The organism is Polyangium spumosum, from assembly GCF_009649845.1.
Classification (GTDB): domain Bacteria; phylum Myxococcota_A; class Polyangia; order Polyangiales; family Polyangiaceae; genus Polyangium; species Polyangium spumosum.
Genome location: NZ_WJIE01000009.1, coordinates 143,348 through 158,589 on the forward strand (window position 1 = coordinate 143,348; position 15,242 = coordinate 158,589).

At 70.2% G+C, this 15,242-nt stretch carries 9 protein-coding genes; 3 read left to right on the forward strand and 6 right to left on the reverse strand.

All coding sequences use genetic code 11. The features are described 5' to 3' along the window. Positions 1-34 precede the first annotated feature (34 nt). The 5 genes from GF068_RS28520 to GF068_RS28540 all read right to left on the reverse strand — a co-directional run bounded on the left by GF068_RS28520 (position 35) and on the right by GF068_RS28540 (position 10,500). Positions 35-5,977 carry a MopE-related protein gene (locus tag GF068_RS28520; RefSeq protein WP_153822646.1) on the reverse strand — a complete coding sequence of 1,981 codons (5,943 nt, stop codon included), beginning with the start codon at positions 5,975-5,977 and terminating at the stop codon, positions 35-37. Positions 5,978-6,081: 104 nt separating this feature from the next. Then, positions 6,082-7,113: a tetratricopeptide repeat protein gene (locus tag GF068_RS28525; protein WP_153822647.1), complete on the reverse strand. Its 1,032-nt coding sequence runs from the start codon at positions 7,111-7,113 to the stop codon at positions 6,082-6,084. 192 nt (positions 7,114-7,305) lie between these two features. Beyond that, positions 7,306-8,280, reverse strand: coding sequence for a hypothetical protein (locus tag GF068_RS28530; protein WP_153822648.1), 975 nt, complete (start codon positions 8,278-8,280; stop codon positions 7,306-7,308). A gap of 65 nt (positions 8,281-8,345) precedes the next feature. Beyond that, positions 8,346-8,960 carry a hypothetical protein gene (locus GF068_RS28535; protein ID WP_153822649.1) on the reverse strand — a complete coding sequence of 205 codons (615 nt, stop codon included), beginning with the start codon at positions 8,958-8,960 and terminating at the stop codon, positions 8,346-8,348. A 43-nt stretch (positions 8,961-9,003) separates the two neighbouring features. Next, positions 9,004-10,500 carry a M20/M25/M40 family metallo-hydrolase gene (locus tag GF068_RS28540; RefSeq protein WP_153822650.1) on the reverse strand — a complete coding sequence of 499 codons (1,497 nt, stop codon included), beginning with the start codon at positions 10,498-10,500 and terminating at the stop codon, positions 9,004-9,006. A gap of 161 nt (positions 10,501-10,661) precedes the next feature. Between GF068_RS28540 and GF068_RS28545 the strand changes: the two genes are divergently transcribed. Genes GF068_RS28545 through GF068_RS28555 form a run of 3 tightly spaced genes read left to right on the forward strand, consistent with a single transcriptional unit; the run spans position 10,662 to position 13,488 of the window. Beyond that, the gene (locus GF068_RS28545; protein WP_153822651.1) at positions 10,662-11,474 is read left to right on the forward strand and encodes a metal-dependent hydrolase; all 813 of its coding nucleotides are present in this window, start codon (positions 10,662-10,664) and stop codon (positions 11,472-11,474) included. Next, entirely contained in the window at positions 11,471-12,118 is a 648-nt protein-coding gene (locus tag GF068_RS28550; protein ID WP_153822652.1) for a hypothetical protein, read from the forward strand. Before GF068_RS28545 ends, GF068_RS28550 begins: the two co-directional genes overlap by 4 nt. After that, positions 12,115-13,488 carry a DUF4831 family protein gene (locus tag GF068_RS28555; protein ID WP_153822653.1) on the forward strand — a complete coding sequence of 458 codons (1,374 nt, stop codon included), beginning with the start codon at positions 12,115-12,117 and terminating at the stop codon, positions 13,486-13,488. The genes GF068_RS28550 and GF068_RS28555 overlap by 4 nt, the downstream gene beginning before the upstream one ends. Before the next feature lie 10 nt (positions 13,489-13,498). Here the strand turns inward: GF068_RS28555 and GF068_RS28560 are convergent, their stop codons facing one another. Continuing rightward, a complete protein-coding gene (locus GF068_RS28560; protein WP_153822654.1) occupies positions 13,499-15,181 on the reverse strand; it encodes an ATP-binding protein in 1,683 nt (560 codons plus the stop codon). Positions 15,182-15,242: the final 61 nt, after the last annotated feature.

The window sequence follows — 15,242 nt, forward strand, 5'->3', positions numbered from 1 at the left end:
TCTCCCGCGGGGCGGGAGAGGGGGAGGGGAGCGGTCACTGGAAGCTCGCCGCGGTGACGGCCTGGACGTTGGAGAGGATGCCGGCGACGTTCGCCGGCGTCGACCACGTCCCGCTGCTCATGCGCGTGTGCTTCAGGCTCCCGCCTTCGATGAGGAGCATCTCCGCGTCCTGGCTGCCGATGCCCGGGACCACGACCGGCGGCGCGGTGAGGGTGATGTTGACGCCCGCGACCTTCGACGCTGACGTATTCCAGCCGTTCGTCCCGTCGTAGATGACCGAGTAGAGCCGGCTGCTGTCGGACGTGTTCCGGTAGACGAGGACCGCGCCGTTGTTCGGGAGCGGCGCGAGCCCCGGCCGGAGGTTCGTGTTCGCCTTGTCGTTGCCCGCTTCGTCGCGGACGATGGCCGGGGCCGACCAGGTACCCGAGTACCGCGAGAAGGCGATCTGGTTGGCGCTGTTCACGAACGTCATCAGCAGATCGCCGCCGCTGAGCCGGATGACGTTCGGCTGGATCGTCATGTTCGCCGTGACGTTGCCCGTGGTCGCGGCCGTCGCCCAGGCGCCATTGCTCCCCCGGAGCTGGAAGAACACGTCCGAGCTGCTTTGCTCGGGGAACACGAGCGCCGCGTTGCCCTGGGCGTCGAGAGCCACCCAGTCGAGGTCGTGGATCGTCGCGCTCGTCGGGGCCCCGGTCCACTGGTAGGGCGTGAGCCACGTCGACGACGACGGCGTACCGACGTGCTGGACGAAGTGGTACCGGCCCGCGCCCGGCCCCTGGAAGCGGAACACGAGGCCCGCGAAGGGACCCGACGCGCTCACCACCGGGGCGCCGTTCGCCCCGACGCCGCTCGGCAGGTCCGCGAGCGTCGACCACGTGTTGGCCGCACCGTTCCACCGCGTGAAGCGCAGGTTGTCGGCGTCTCCCCGCACCACGCCGATGGCATGACGCGTCGTCGTGATGGCGATCGAGGGCGTGCCCTGCACGGCGGCGGAGGCGAGCGTCGCGGAGCTCCAGGTCGACCCGTTGAACACGGAGCGCTGGAGGGTGTAGGGCGCGCTCGTGCCCGACGTGGAGAGCAGCACCACGGTGGGACAGAGCTGGCAATCGGCGCCGCCGCAGTCCTCGCCCGTCTCGGTGCCGTTCTGCGTGCCGTCCGTGCAGCTCGCCGGCACGCAGAGGCCGCGGTCGCAGGCGTCGCTCGTGCAATCGCCGTTGCCCGCGCAGGCCAGACCATTGACGCAGTCCGTGGGGCACGAGCCGCCGCAGTCGACGTCGGTCTCGTCGTCGTTCTGCACGTTGTCGTTGCAGGTCGGCGGCAGGCAGACGTTGCCGCTGCAGACGCCGCTCATGCAGTCGCTCGGGACGCTGCACACCTTGTTGTCGGCGCATTTGCCGCAGGTCGGCCCGCCGCAGTTGATGTCGGTCTCGCTGCCGTTCTTCACCATGTCGGTGCACGTGGCCGGCTGGCACGCGCCGTCGACGCAGACGCCCGACACGCAGTCGTCGCCGCCGCCGCAGCTCTGCGCCACGCACTTGTTGTTCGCGCCGCAGGTGCTCGAGCCGCATTGCGCGCTGGTCGTGCAGTCCATGCCCGCGTCGGCGCACTTCACCGTGCACGTGCCGCCGCAGTTGACGTCGCTCTCGTCGCCGTTCTGGATGGTGTCGGACGGGCAGCAGAACGGACCGTTGTCCACGAAGCCGTCGCAGTTGTTGTCGAGGCTGTCGCAGGGCGACATATCCTCGGCCTCCGACTGCACATCCTGTTTGCAGACGATCCCGCCGCTCTCGCAGGCCAGCGTGCCGTCCGCGCAGACGCCCTCCGCGCCCGTGTCGCAGGCCTCGCCGCCGCCCGGGTTGCCCTCGTCGACGTTGCCGTCGCAGTTGTTGTCGAGGCCGTCGCAGGCCTCGGCCGACGCTTGCACGTTCTGATCGCAGACGATCGCGCCGTTCGTGCAGATGGTCGTGCCGTCCGCGCAGACGCCCTGCTGCCCCGTGGGGCACGCGAGGCCGCCGCCCGGGTTGTCCTCGTCCGTCTGGCCGTCGCAGTTGTTGTCGAGGCCGTCGCAGGTCTCGACCGACGCCGACGTGATCGGGTTGCAGAGGACCGAGCCGCCCGTGCAGATCGTCGTGCCGTCCGCGCAGACGCCCAGCTCACCCGTGGGGCAAGCGAGGCCGCCGCCGGGGTCGCCCTCGTCGATGTTGCCGTCGCAGTTGTTGTCGAGGCTGTCGCAGGTCTCGGCCGACGCCTGCACGTTCTGGTTGCAGACGGTCGCGCCGTTCGCGCAGGTGGTCGTGCCGTCCGCGCAGACGCCCGGAGTGCCCGTGTCGCAAGCGAGGCCGCTGCCCGGGTTGCCCTCGTCGACGTTGCCGTCGCAGTTGTTGTCGAGGCCGTCGCAGGTCTCGGTCGACGATTGCACGTTCTGGTTGCAGACGATCGCGCCGTTCGCGCAGACGGACGTGCCGTCCGCGCAGACGCCGAGCTGCCCCGTGGGGCAGGCGAGGCCGCCGCCCGGGTTGTCCTCGTCGACGTTGCCGTCGCAGTCGTTGTCGAAGCCGTCGCAGACCTCCGGCGACGCCGCCGTGTTCTGGTTGCAGACGAGCGCGCCGTTCACGCAGGCGTTCGTGCCGTCCGCGCAGACGCCCGGCTGGCCCGTGCCGCAAGCGAGGCCGCCGCCCGGGTTGTTCTCGTCGATGCTGCCGTCGCAGTCATTGTCGAGCCCGTCGCAGATCTCCGGCGACGACTGCACGTTCGGGTTGCAGACGGGCATCCCGCCCGAGCACGCCGTCGTGCCGGCCGAGCAGACGCCCGGCTGGCCCGTGACGCAAGAGAGCCCGCCGCCCGGGTTGCCCTCGTCGATGCTGCCGTCGCAGTCGTTGTCGAGCCCGTCGCAGATCTCCGGCGACGACTGCACGTTCGGGTTGCAGACCGGCGTCCCGCCCGAGCACGCCGTCGTGCCGGCCGAGCAGACGCCCGGCTGGCCCGTGACGCAAGAGAGCCCGCCGCCCGGGTTGCCGTCGTCCACGGCGCCGTTGCAGTTGTTGTCGAGCCCGTCGCAGACCTCCGTCGACGGTTGGAGGTTCTGGTTGCAGAGGATCGAGCCGTTCGAGCACGCGGTCGTGCCCGCCTTGCAGATGCCGAGCTGGCCCGTGTCGCAGCCGGCGCCGCCGCCCGGGTTGCCCTCGTCCGAGGTGCCGTTGCAGTTGTTGTCTAGGCCGTCGCAGCTCTCGAGCGAGGGCTGGATGTTCGGGTTGCACTTGATGGAGCCGTTCGTGCAGGCGGTCGTGCCCGTGGCGCAGACGCCGGGCTGCCCCGTGGAGCATGCGACGCCGCTGCCCGGGTCGCCCTCGTCCGCGGTGCCGTTGCAGTTGTTATCGAGCCCGTCGCACGTCTCGGGTGAGGGCTGGATGTTCGGGTTGCACTGGATGGATCCGTTCGCGCAGGCAGTCGTGCCCGTAGCGCAGACGCCCGGCTGGCCTGTGGAGCATGCGACGCCGCTGCCCGGGTTGCCCTCGTCCACGGTGCCGTTGCAGTTGTTGTCGAGCCCGTCGCACGTCTCGGGCGCAGGCTGCAGGTTCGGATTGCAGACGATCGAGCCGCTCGAGCAGTTCGTCTTGCCCGCGGCGCAGATGCCGGGCAGGCCCGTGGTGCAGTCCTGGTTGCCGCCCGGGTTGTTCTCGTCGGTTTGTCCGTCGCAGTCGTTGTCCTGGCCGTCGCAGAGCTCGGACGAGGGCTGCTGGTTCTGGTTGCACTTGATGGATCCGTCCGTGCAGGCGGTCGTGCCCGGCGCGCAGATGCCGGGCTGGCCCGTGTTGCAGGAGACGCCGCCGCCCGGGTTGTTCTCGTCGATCTGCGCGTTGCAGTTGTTGTCGAGCCCGTCGCAGATCTCGAGCTGCGCCTGGTTCACCTGCGTGCACGCGAGGACGCCGTTCTGGCACGCGAGGACGCCCTTCGCGCACTCGCCGCTGAGGCCGGGGACCGTACACGACCCGCCGCCGCCGGGGTTGCCCTCGTCGGTCTGCCCGTCGCAATCGTTGTCGATGCCGTCGCACGCCTCGGGCTGCGGGGTCGTGGTCTGCGTGCAGATCGCCGAGCCGCTGATGCATTCGAACACGCCCGCGGCGCAACTGCCCGGCTTGCCCGTGTTGCACGGGACGTTGCCGCCCGGGTTGCCTTCGTCGACCTGCGTGTCGCAGTCGTTGTCCTGGCCGTCGCAGAGCTCGGGCGAGGGGAATTTCGTCTGCGCGCAGCTCAGCGCGCCGCTCGTGCACTTGATGACGCCGATCCCGCAGACGCCGACCTGCCCCTGGACGGTGCAGGTCGCGCCGCCGCCCGGATCCCCCTCGTCGACGGACCCGTTGCAGTCGTTGTCGAACCCGTCGCAGATCTCGGCGATGGGCTGCTTGGTCTGCGCGCAGATGACGACGCCGTTCTGGCAGGCGGTCGCGCCCTTGGCGCACTCGCCTTGCAAGCCGGCCACCGTGCAGGGCGTGCCCGTGCCTTGCACGTTCTCGTCCGTGGCGCCGTTGCAGTCGTTGTCTTTGCTGTCGCAGATCTCGGTCGTCGGCGTCACCACCTGCGTGCACTGGATCCCGCCGCCCTCGCAGTTGGTCACGCCACCCGCGCACACCCCGAGCTGCCCCGGGACCTGGCAGGGTTGCCCGCTGCCGGGGTTGCCGTTGTCGATGATGTTGTCGCAGTTGTCGTCGACGCCGTTGCAGAGCTCCGTCGACGGCGCCGCAGGGACGCACGTGAGCTTGCCCGTCTGGCACTTCGTCTTGCCGTTGGCGCACGCGCCCACGGCGTCGGGCGCGTTGCACGGCGTCCCGCCCTCGGGATCCCCGTCGTCGATCGCGCCGTTGCAATCGTCGTCGACGCCGTTGCAGAGCTCCGTCGTGGCCTGGATGTTCTGCTGGCACTCCACGCCGCCGCTCACGCACGCGGTCACGCCGTCCTTGCAGGGGCCGGGCTTGCCCGTATTGCAGACCTCGCCGCCGCCCGGGTTCCCCTCGTCCACGAGCCCGTTGCAGTTGTCGTCCTTGTTGTTGCAGAGCTCGGCGACCTGGAAGCTGCCGTCGTCGACGACGTGGTTGCAATCGTTGTCCTTGCCGTCGCAGAACTCGTCCTTCGGCTTCACCTGGCCGAGGCACGGGCCCCACTGGCCCTCGATGCACTCCTGCTCGCCGGCCTTGCACTCCGGGGTCACGCCGCCGATGGGGGTGATCTCATCGCTGTCCACCCCGCCCGGGCCGTCGTAACACGCCTGCTTCGTCCCCTTCGCGCAGAGGTATCCGTCGTCCGTCTTCCCGTCGCAGTCGTCGTCCGCCCCGTTCCACGACTCGGTGCCGGGCACCACGTCGCCGTCGCAGTCCCCCCACGTCCCGCTGGCCTGGCACTTCTGTGTGCCGCTCCGACAAACGCCGACCCCCTCGGTGCCCTCGGGGCCTCCGTAACACGGCTTCGAGGGCTCACCCGGGGTGCAGGGGCAGTTCTCGTCGACCTTGCCGTCGCAGTCGTTGTCCTGGCCGTCGCCGCACTCCTCGGCCGCCGGCAGCACCTGGCTGTCGCACTCCGACCAGGCGCCCGCCTCGCAGATCTGCGTGCCCCGCTTCATGCAGACGCCGAACTTCGACTCGTCCGTCGAGCCGTTGTAACACTCCTGCGTCTGCCCCGCGTCGCAGGGGCAGCCCTCGTCGACATTGCCGTCGCAGTTGTTGTCGATGCCGTCCTTGCAGACCTCCTGGTCGTTCGGCGTGCCCTCGACGCACTCCGTCGGCAGCCCGTTGAGGCAACGCTCGTCCTTGTCCAGGAAGACGTGGCACGCGCCCTGACCGCAGTCTTGCGGGTCGATCGAGAGGTCGGCGCAGGGGTTCGGGTCGTAGCTGGTGTCGATCCCGAGGATGTTCGTGCAGCTCGCGACGAGCCCACCACCCAAGAGCACGATCGCCCAGTGATTGAAGCGCTTCTTGCTCATCATCGAACCTCGACCTCCACGCGCGACACACGCCGGGGAGCTACGGACGCGGCCAGGCCGCAAGGAAAAGGAGTTATTGTGACCATGCTAAGGCCGGCGACGCCCCGCTAGAAGCTGTAATCGATCTCGACGCCGCCCCTGCCCGGGCTCGCGTCGGCGCGGAGGCGCAACCGGGGCTCGGTCGAGCCGAATTTCGAGGGCGGGGGCTCCGTGAGATACAAGATGACGCCGGCCGCCAGGGCGCCGAGACCCACGGGCAACGCGACGCTGCTGACGACGCCGGTGATCGCCGCCGTGTCCTTGGCGCCCTCCCCGGTCGGATTGCAGATCCTGCCGGAGCAATTCTTCTCGATCGGCTCCTTTTGCGCCCAGGTGATGACCCCCGTCACGATGCCGCCGAGGATACCCACGGCGCCCACGCCGCCGAGCGTGTAGGCCATCACGCGCCGCCCCGAGATCCCGGGATCGAGCGCGGGCATCATCGACGGCACCGGCTGGAGGGGCTTCGCCGTCTTCGTGGGATCGCCGCCGGTCGCCGTCGCCGGCGGCATCACGACGTTGACCACCTGGTTGTCTTTCTCCTTCACGGTGAATTTCGTGAACGACGAGGCGCGCCCCGGGACCTCCGTCGTGAGCACGTGTTCGCCCGGATCGATCGGGAGAGGGATGCCGATGGCCAGCGGGACGAGCGGGCCGCCGTCGAGCGGCTTGCGCAGCACACGCGTCGTTGACGGGGCGTCGCGCGGGACGCGCAGGATGACCTTGGGGATACGCTTCTCGAGCTCCTCCCGCCGCGCCGAAGCCGCCTCCTCGTTGTCGCGCTCCGCCTTCTTTTCGAGGTCCGTGAGCTCGCCGAACTTGTCGAGGTAGTCGTCGTAGTGCACCGCCGCCGTCGCGATGCGCCCCCACTTGTCGTAACACTGGGCGATGCGGTAGAGGGTCGCGGGCCGCGGATCCTCCCGGTAGAGCTGCTTCAGCGCCTTGCACGCCTCCTCGAAGCGGCCGGCGTCGATGTTCGCCTGCGCCTCGTCGAGCGCGCTCTTCGGCTGCGCGGGCGCGTCAGCGTCCTCGGCCCAGGCTTGCTCGGTCCCGGCGTGAAACACAACGACGCCCGCGAGAAACCACAATACACACCGCATCGTTTGCGATGTTACGGGTCGATCGCGCGCAGGATCAAGAACATTGCAGGGCGCGACGGCCGTTCGTGGGCAGCCCCTGATCGTCGGCCGGCGCGCCGGTCTGGGCGCGACACTTCGCTCATGCCCGAGCGCGACCGTGGACGCGTTCACCACGGCGCCCTCTGGATGGGGACGCTCGCCCTCGATCCGTGATTACTTCGTCGCGGGGGCGGGCGCGGTCGTGGGCGCGGGGGCGGGCGCGGCGCCGTGTCCGCCGTGCGGATCCCCTGCTGCCGCCTCGGCGTCGACCGAGACGCCCTTGCGGGTCGTCTTCGTCAGCGGGCCCTCGAGGGGCTTTCCGTCCTTGTCCACGAGCTCGACCGTGACCTCGTAGTCGCCCTTGGGCAGGTTCTTCGCGACCTTCGGCGCCCAGGTGGTGAACTCGCCGGTGAGCGGCGTGGCGAGGGCGGGGCTCGTGACCGTGTATTTGACCTTCTCGCCTTTGTCGAGCTGCGTGCCGAAGAGGTAAAAATCGAGCAGCAGCTCCTTGCCCATCGCGCCCTTGTTTTCGCCCTTGGGGCGGCTGTAGACGACGTGCGGCTTCTTCGGGTCGAAGGTGCTCTTGCCCTTCTTGCCGACCCAGAACGTCAAGAGCTGCTGCGCGCCCTGGCCCTTGACCGACTCGTGCGTCGCGCGGCTCGCGAAGGCGACGAGCGTGTGCTCGCCCTCGGTGAGCTCGGCGCCGGCGGGCAGGAGCTCGGCGATCTTCACGGGCTTCTTCGTGTCGTAGATCGGCTTGTACGGGTGATCGTCGAGGATGAGGTGGACGTGCGGCCCGTTCACCACCGTGGCCCAGTCCTTCACGTCGAGCTTGACCTCGAAGTCCTTGGCCTTGGCGAGGTCCCCGACCGACGCGTCGTTCTTCGGCGCCGTGATCTTCACGCTCGGCAGCGGCTTCGGGTCCTCGCTCGGCTTCATGTCCTCGACCACGGGCGCCGGCGCTGCGGGCTTCGCCTCGGTCGTCGTCGTCGTCGCCGTCGACGTCGCCGCCGCCTCGGGCGTCTGCGTCGCCGTCTCCGCCGGCTTCGCCTCCGTCGACGGATCCTTCACCTCGGTCTCCCCGCCGCCGCACGCGAAGGCGCCCACGGCGAGGGAGAGCATCCCGACAAACGATAACGTGGTTTTCATGGTCCGCCCCTCTAACGCGGCGCCGGGCGCGCGTCGAGAGGTGCGCGCCGGGTTTCGTCCGTTCGTCAGTAGAAAAACGCCGCGCAGCACCCCTCCTGGTTGTCACACGCGCCCTTCGGCTCCTCGCACGTCCCGCGCAGGGATTGGTTCTCCCGGCACGCACACTGCCACGTCCCGTCGGCTCGCATCGTGCACGCCGATCGCATCTCGCCCACCGCCGCGCACGTCGTCGAGCAGCTACACACATGCGACCCCGAGGTGCAGCTCTGCCCCACGCACGCGCTCGTCTCGGGCCGGGTTTGTCCCTGCGCGCACGCCCGGAACGCCTCCTCCTCGGCCTTGCACGCGGCGGGCGGCACGACCTGGGACGGGATACACGCGAAGTCCGCTTTCTGATCGGCCCAGCACCCGAGCAGCGCCTCGAACGCGCCTTCACAGGCCTCCTCCGCGCCGAGGTAGGCCGCGCAGTCGTCCGCGCACTTCGACCACACGAAGCAGTTGATCTGCGCGACGTGATCGCAGAGCTCGCCGCAACGCGCCGGGGGCGGGCTCGGGCCTTCGCCGCCCGCGCCGCCCGCGCCGCCCGTCGGGGGAGGGGGAGGGGCCTCGTCTCCGCCACAGGCGGCGAGGCCCAGCAAGGTCCCGAAGACGAGCATTTTCCAGCCGATTCCGATACGCATCGGGCGACTGTATCCCGGCGCGTCGGCCTTCGGGAAGCGCCGTTCAGCGCTTGCGGAGCTCCTCGGGCACGCGGGCGAAGGTCTCGGGCGCGTCGGCCGCCGCCCACGCGACCGTGACCACGGCCCCGACGACCTGATCGAGATCCTCCTTCGTCACCTTGTCGAGCGTGTCGTTCGCCGTGTGGTGCACGTCGAAGTACTTCGTCGCGTCCTGGTGTAGATCCCCGATCGGCACGCCCGCGGCGCGCAGCGGGATGAGGTCGGCGCCGCCGTGCGCCGGGCCCGGCTCGTACGTGACGCCGAGCGGCGCGACGAGGCTCGCGATCCGCTCGGCCGCCGGCCGCGAGGCGTCCGCGACGAGGAAACGCGACGCGTGCGCGCGGCCCGAGCCGAGGTCGATCTCCAGCGCGAGCTGGTGCTTGTCGAGCTCGGCCGCGTGGTCCTTGGCGTACGCGACCGCGCCGCGTAGCCCGTTCTCCTCGTTGGCGAAGAGCACCACGCGGATCGTGCGCCGCGGCCGCGCGCCGAGCTTCAGGACGAGCCGCGCCGCCTCGACGACCGCCGCGCACCCCGCGCCGTCGTCGATCGCGCCCTGCCCGAGGTCCCACGCGTCGAGGTGCGCGCCGATGAGGACGATCTCGTCGGGCTTCTCGCGTCCCTTCACCTCGCCGATCACGTTGGCGCTCTCGGCGTCGGGCAGGGTCTTCGCGCCGAGGGCGAAGCGCAGGCGCACGGGTTTGCCCTGACGGACGAGGCGCTCGAGGAGCTCGGCGTCGGGCACGGAGATCGCGGCGGCCGGGATCTTGGGGACGTCCTTGTCGTAGGCCATGGCGCCCGTGTGCGGGAGCCTGTCGTGGTCGGTGCCGATCGAGCGGAGGATCATGCCGATCGCGCCTTTTCGGGCCGCGGCGATGGCGCCGCGGTACCGGATCGGACCGACCTTGCTGTAGCTCGAGCCGTCGCTCGTGCGCTGCATGGCGGTCGAGAAGAAGACGATCTTGCCTTTGACCTTGGCCTCGTCCATCGCGGCGAGGGCGTCGAGCGACTCGGCCAGGACGACCTCGCCTTCGAGCCCCTTCGCGGGCGTGCCGACGCTGCCGCCGAGCGCGGTGATCGCGAGGTCGTGCGGGAACGGCGCGACGATCTTCGCGCTCTCGGCGCCGCGCACCCAGTGCGGGACCATGACCTTCTCGGCGCGTACGTCCTCGAGGCCCTTTTCCTTCATCGTGCGCAGGGCCCACGCGACGGCGGCCTTGTCCCCGGGCGACCCCGCGAGCCTCGGCCCGACCTCGTCGACGAGCGAACGCACCATGTCGTACGCCTGCGAGTCGGCCTGCGCGGCGCGCTGGAGGCTTGTGATGTTCACGTCGACGACGGGAGCGGGAGCGGGAGCAGCGGCGGCAGCGGTCGCGGGAGCGGCAGCGGTTGCGGTCGCGGTCGCGGGGGCGGGCGCGGTCACGCGCTCGGGGGTCGGGGTCTCCGCGGCCGAGCAGGCGACGAGCGAGAGCGTGGCGAGGAGGAGGGCGCTTCGGGCGGACATGGCGGGCGCGAGTTTGGCGCAAGTCGGCGGGGATGAAAATGGTCGGATCACGCGTGAACCGTGCCTCTTCCTCGGAGCATCGGGCCTGTCGCGATTGTCCGGAGCATCGCGTTGACCCGGCAAGAACGTGAGGGTACCCTCGAATCACCCCCGGACTCGCCATGCAGACCAGCCACGAACGCCCCCCCATCAAGCCCCGCGATCCCGGCCTCACCTTCGACGAGACCGTCCCGCGCCACTGGTTCGGGGGGAATGCGCTCGCCACGCACATCGCGAACGGGGTCAACCTGCTCTTCCCCGCGGGCGAGCGCTTCTTCGTGCGCAGCGTCCACCATTACCTCGACAAGCTCGACGACCCCGCGCTCCGCGAGCAGGTGAAGGGCTTCTTCGGCCAGGAGGGCCGCCACGCGAAGCTCCACGAGCGGTTCTTCGAGCGGCTCGAGCAGCAAGGTTACGAGATCAAGCCCTTCCTCCGCGTCTACGAGCGTATCGCCTACGGCCTCCTCGAACCCGCGTTCCCTCCGGCGTTTCGGCTCTCCGTGACCGCGGCGGCCGAGCATTTCACCGCCATCATGGCCGAGAATGCGCTCCGCGAGCGGTTCCTGGATCACGCGCACCCCGCGCTGCGCGACCTGCTCTTCTGGCACGCCGCTGAGGAGATCGAGCACCGCGCCGTCGCCTTCGAGGTGCTCTCCAGGGTCGCGCCGAGTTACCCCCTGCGCGTCGCCGGCATGGCCATGGCCGCTACCACGCTCGCGGCGTTCTGGATCGCCGGGACGATCGTCTTGCTCGATCAGGACCGCCGTCGCGGCCTCGACCTCCGGGCCGAGCTCGCGAAGCTCGGCGATCATCCGATCGGCCAGCGCGTGTTCTTGCGGGGCATCAAGTCCTACCTCCGCCGCGATTTCCACCCCTTGCAGGCCGAGATCGACGACCTCGCGCGGCAATGGCTAGAAGCGAAGGGCATGGCATGACCCTGCCCGTGGATCCCGGCCCGCGGGCGGCGCGCCGCGTCCTCTCGATCGACAGCGCGTACGACGAGGACACGGTCGAGATCCAGCGGATGCGGGATTCACTTTATGCCGGCCTCGGGGGCCACGTCGTGCGGCTCGGCCGGACGCTCACCGAGCGCGGCACCGTGCTCGAGGTGCTGCGAAACGCGGACGCCGAGGGGCGGCCTTTCTCGACGATCCTCGTCACCTCCCACGGCGAGCCGAGCCGCGTCCTCGACACGAATTCGCCGGACGGGCTGCTGCTCGCCGCCGATTTCCCCGAGGACGAACTCCGGGTCTGGGCCCAGGGTCGGGCGATCCATTTCATGTGCTGCGACACGGGCGCGGGCCCGCTGCTCACGCGGCTCTCGGGCCTCGGCGCGCGCCTCGTCGTGGGGTTCGAGGGCAAGCCGCGCTGGCATTCGGCCGAAGGGCGGCAGCGCTGGCGCGAATTCGACGCCGAGAGCGTGGGCGTCGTGATCGACGCGCCTTCTCCGGAGGCCGTGAGCGAGCTGCGCGCGCGCTGGCTCGGCCTCCTCGAGGCGTGGCTCCCGACGGCGGCTCCGGGGTATGCGGAGGATTTGCGCGAGATGCGGCAGACGCTCCGGACGATGGTGATCCTGTGAGGCGCATCGATCGGACGAGGCGCGTCCTCGCGGCGGCGCTCGTGGGCCTGCTCTGGGCCGGCTGCGGCGGGACGCGGATGATCGGCAGCGGCCCGCACGCCCACGGCGAGGCCGCGCCCGAGGGCATCCGGTACCATTTGCCGAAGACGCTCGTCGAGGTGCACGTCCGGACCACGCTCACGTCGCGCAAGAGCGTCTCGTACGAGAAAAACGACGCGGGGCTCTTCGAGTTCGTGGTGAAGAGCCTGCCCTTCGACGTCGAGGAGAGCGCGGCGACGGTCACGGTCCTCTACGTGCCGGACACGCGGGCGTTTTATGCGCTGCGCCTCGAGCCGGGCCGAACCTCCGACGATAAGCTCGTCGTCGAGACGTACGGCAATGGGCTCCTGAAGTCGATCAACATGGAGAGCGCGGGGCAGGAGGGGCAGATCGTCACGAAGACGCTCGAGGCGGCGGCGAACATCGCCGACTTCCTCGTGGGGCTCGCGGATCGCGGGACCGACGCGGCGAGGGCGTTCGCCTGCAAGAAGCTCCAGGCCGATCCCTCGGCCGCGAAATTCCCCTGCGAGGACCTCGAAGGTTTGCCCATGCAGACGTTGTATTTCCTCGCGGCGGACGCGGAGGGCCGGAAGCTCTTCTCGCGCGCCCACGAGCTCGACCGCGTGGTCCGCGCGCGCAGGAAGGCGAGGGAGGAGATCGACGACAGGATCGCCGCCGCGGATGGGAAAGAGCTCGCCGTGCTCGAATCGAAGCGCGCCTTGCTCGAAGCCTCGGTCCGCGCCGCGCAAGACGAATGCAAGGAGGTGCGCCTCGCGTTCGAGGCCGGGCTCCGGGCCTTCGCGCAGGAGCAGCGGTTCGCGCCGGAGTCGATCACGCGGGACGTCGTGCGGGTCTTCGACGTCGCGGAGATCCCCGACGAGGCCACGCTGCCCGAGGGCACGAAATCGGCTGACGTCCCGGCCAAACTCGCGCATCACCCGGCCATGCTGGAGCTCTGGAACGGGGCACGTTTTGCGCTCGCCCTGACCCCCGAGCGAGGCGCGGCGGCGAAGAGCCCGACGAGCGCCCCGCCGGACGAGGAAGCGGAGGGGCGCGTGTTTTATCGCCCGTCCCGCGCGGCCACGCTCCGGCTCCTCTCGCAAGGGAAAATCGCGGATTCGTCGGAGGGACACGTCGGCGAGGCGTTCGAGGGGGTGCGTATCGTGGACGCGCGGCGCATCGACGTGATGGATCCACGCGAGCCTCCGGCCACGGTCTCCTTCGACCCGGCCGCGTTCGCCGAGCGCAGGCTCGCGCTCGTCTTCGACACGAAGGGCCGCCTCGTGCGTTTTTCGCAGAGCAGCAGCTCGTCCCTCACCGGTTCGCGTTGATCCGACCGGCTCAAGGGGCCCGCCGCGGCAACTGCACCACGAAGGTCGCGCCGGGGCCCTCCGTGCTCTCGACCCAGATGGCCCCGTCGTGCGCCATGACGATCTGGTGGGCAATGAAGAGGCCGAGCCCGAGACCGCCGTAATGCTCGGAGGGGACGGCCCGCTCGAATTTGCTGAAGATCCGGGCGCGCGCCTCCTCGGGGATGCCGATGCCATGATCACGCACGACGAGGCGCGCCGTGTGAGCGTCGGCGGACAGGTCGACGTCGACGGGCTTGCCCCTGCCGTATTTGAGCGCGTTCGAGACCAGGTTCGTCACCACCTGCTCGACACGAAGCGCGTCCCACTGGCCCGTCACGGGCCCCTCGCACGTGAAGTGAAACGTGCTGCCGACGCGGGCCGCGTCCGGCTCGAGGCGCTCGAGCACCACGCGGACGATCTGCGCGAGATCGACCTCCTCGCGCCGCAACGAGAGGCGGCCGAGCGTGATGCGTGACACGTCGAGCAGGTTCTCGATCAAGGCCTCCAGGCGCTCGGTATGGCGCTCGAGGGCCTGCTGCTTCTGGACGAGCCGCGCGTCCGGAGACGCCGCCTTGTGCAGCGCGACGCGCAGGCTGCCGAGCTGGAGCTTCAGGCTCGTGAGCGGCGTTCGGAGCTCGTGCGAGGCGATGGCCAGGAAGTCGTCGCGCGCGCGGACCGCGGCGCGTTGCTCCTCGAGCGCCGCGTCTCGCGCGCTCTCCGCGTGTTTGCGCTCGGTGATGTCGAGGACCACGGCGCCGACGCCATAAAGCTCGCCCGACCGCGCTCGCACCGCATAAAAGCTCGCAAGCCAATGACGCCGCTGTTCCGGGGGGGTCGCCGCCGTTCGTCCCGAGGCCTCGATGTCGCGGGCGGGCTCTCCTGTCGTGAGCACGCGCCTGAGCACGGGCTCGAGCTCCACGCCGACGTCCGGCACGACCTCCGAGGGCGTGCGGCCGAGGTGCGCCTCCACGGGCAGCCCGTTCATCGCGGCCAGCGCCTCGTTCATTCGCACGTATCGCAGGGCGGTGTCCAGGAACGCGAGGCCGACCGGGGCTCGCGTGAACAACGCGTCGAGCAACGCGCCTGCCTTGCGCGCCTCCTCGGACGCGCGCTCGGCGACCTCTCGGGCGTGCCGCTCGGCCTCCTCGGCGCGCTTGCGGGCCGTGATGTCCATGAAGAACCCCTCGATCGCGATGAGCTCCCCGTTGGGCCCGAAGACACCGACGCCCCGCTCCCAGATCCATTTCTCCTCGCCGGATCGGGTCCGCAGGCGCCAGTCGACCTCGAAGGGCCTGCGCGCCTCGAGGGCGGTTTGCACCTCGTTCCAGGTCCGGTCGAGATCGTCTGGATGATAGAGCGAAGCGAAGGTGACCTCCCGCGTCTCGACGAAGGCCTCCGGCGGGTAGCCGGTGAGCTCGCGGATGCCCTCGCTCACCGATATCACGGTCCAGTCGTGATCGTTTTTGCATCGATAAGCCGCGCCTGGCAGGGTGCTCATGAGGGTCGAGACCACGCGCTCCGTGGCCGCGCGCGCGGCGAGGCACCGGCGCAGGCGCGTGGCCAGGAGCACGCAGAGCGACACGGCCAGGAGGATGGCAAAAAGCAGCCCGACGAGCACGCTCGGGTGGACCGCCGCGCTGCACGGGGTTTGCCAGGTGGACAGGCCGCCCACGGTGGGGCGTGGGTGTGCAAGCGCCGGACCGTGATCGGGGAGGGAGGCGCCGCCCGCGGAG

Excerpts from the sequence above, each read along its gene's own strand:
- GF068_RS28535 (WP_153822649.1), bottom strand. The coding sequence starts at position 8,960 with ATGCGTATCGGAATCGGCTGGAAAATGCTCGTCTTCGGGACCTTGCTG.
- GF068_RS28540 (WP_153822650.1), bottom strand. The coding sequence starts at position 10,500 with ATGTCCGCCCGAAGCGCCCTCCTCCTCGCCACGCTCTCGCTCGTCGCC.
- GF068_RS28520 (WP_153822646.1), bottom strand. The coding sequence starts at position 5,977 with ATGATGAGCAAGAAGCGCTTCAATCACTGGGCGATCGTGCTCTTGGGT.
- GF068_RS28525 (WP_153822647.1), bottom strand. The coding sequence starts at position 7,113 with ATGCGGTGTGTATTGTGGTTTCTCGCGGGCGTCGTTGTGTTTCACGCC.
- GF068_RS28530 (WP_153822648.1), bottom strand. The coding sequence starts at position 8,280 with ATGAAAACCACGTTATCGTTTGTCGGGATGCTCTCCCTCGCCGTGGGC.
- GF068_RS28545 (WP_153822651.1), top strand. The coding sequence starts at position 10,662 with ATGCAGACCAGCCACGAACGCCCCCCCATCAAGCCCCGCGATCCCGGC.
- GF068_RS28550 (WP_153822652.1), top strand. The coding sequence starts at position 11,471 with ATGACCCTGCCCGTGGATCCCGGCCCGCGGGCGGCGCGCCGCGTCCTC.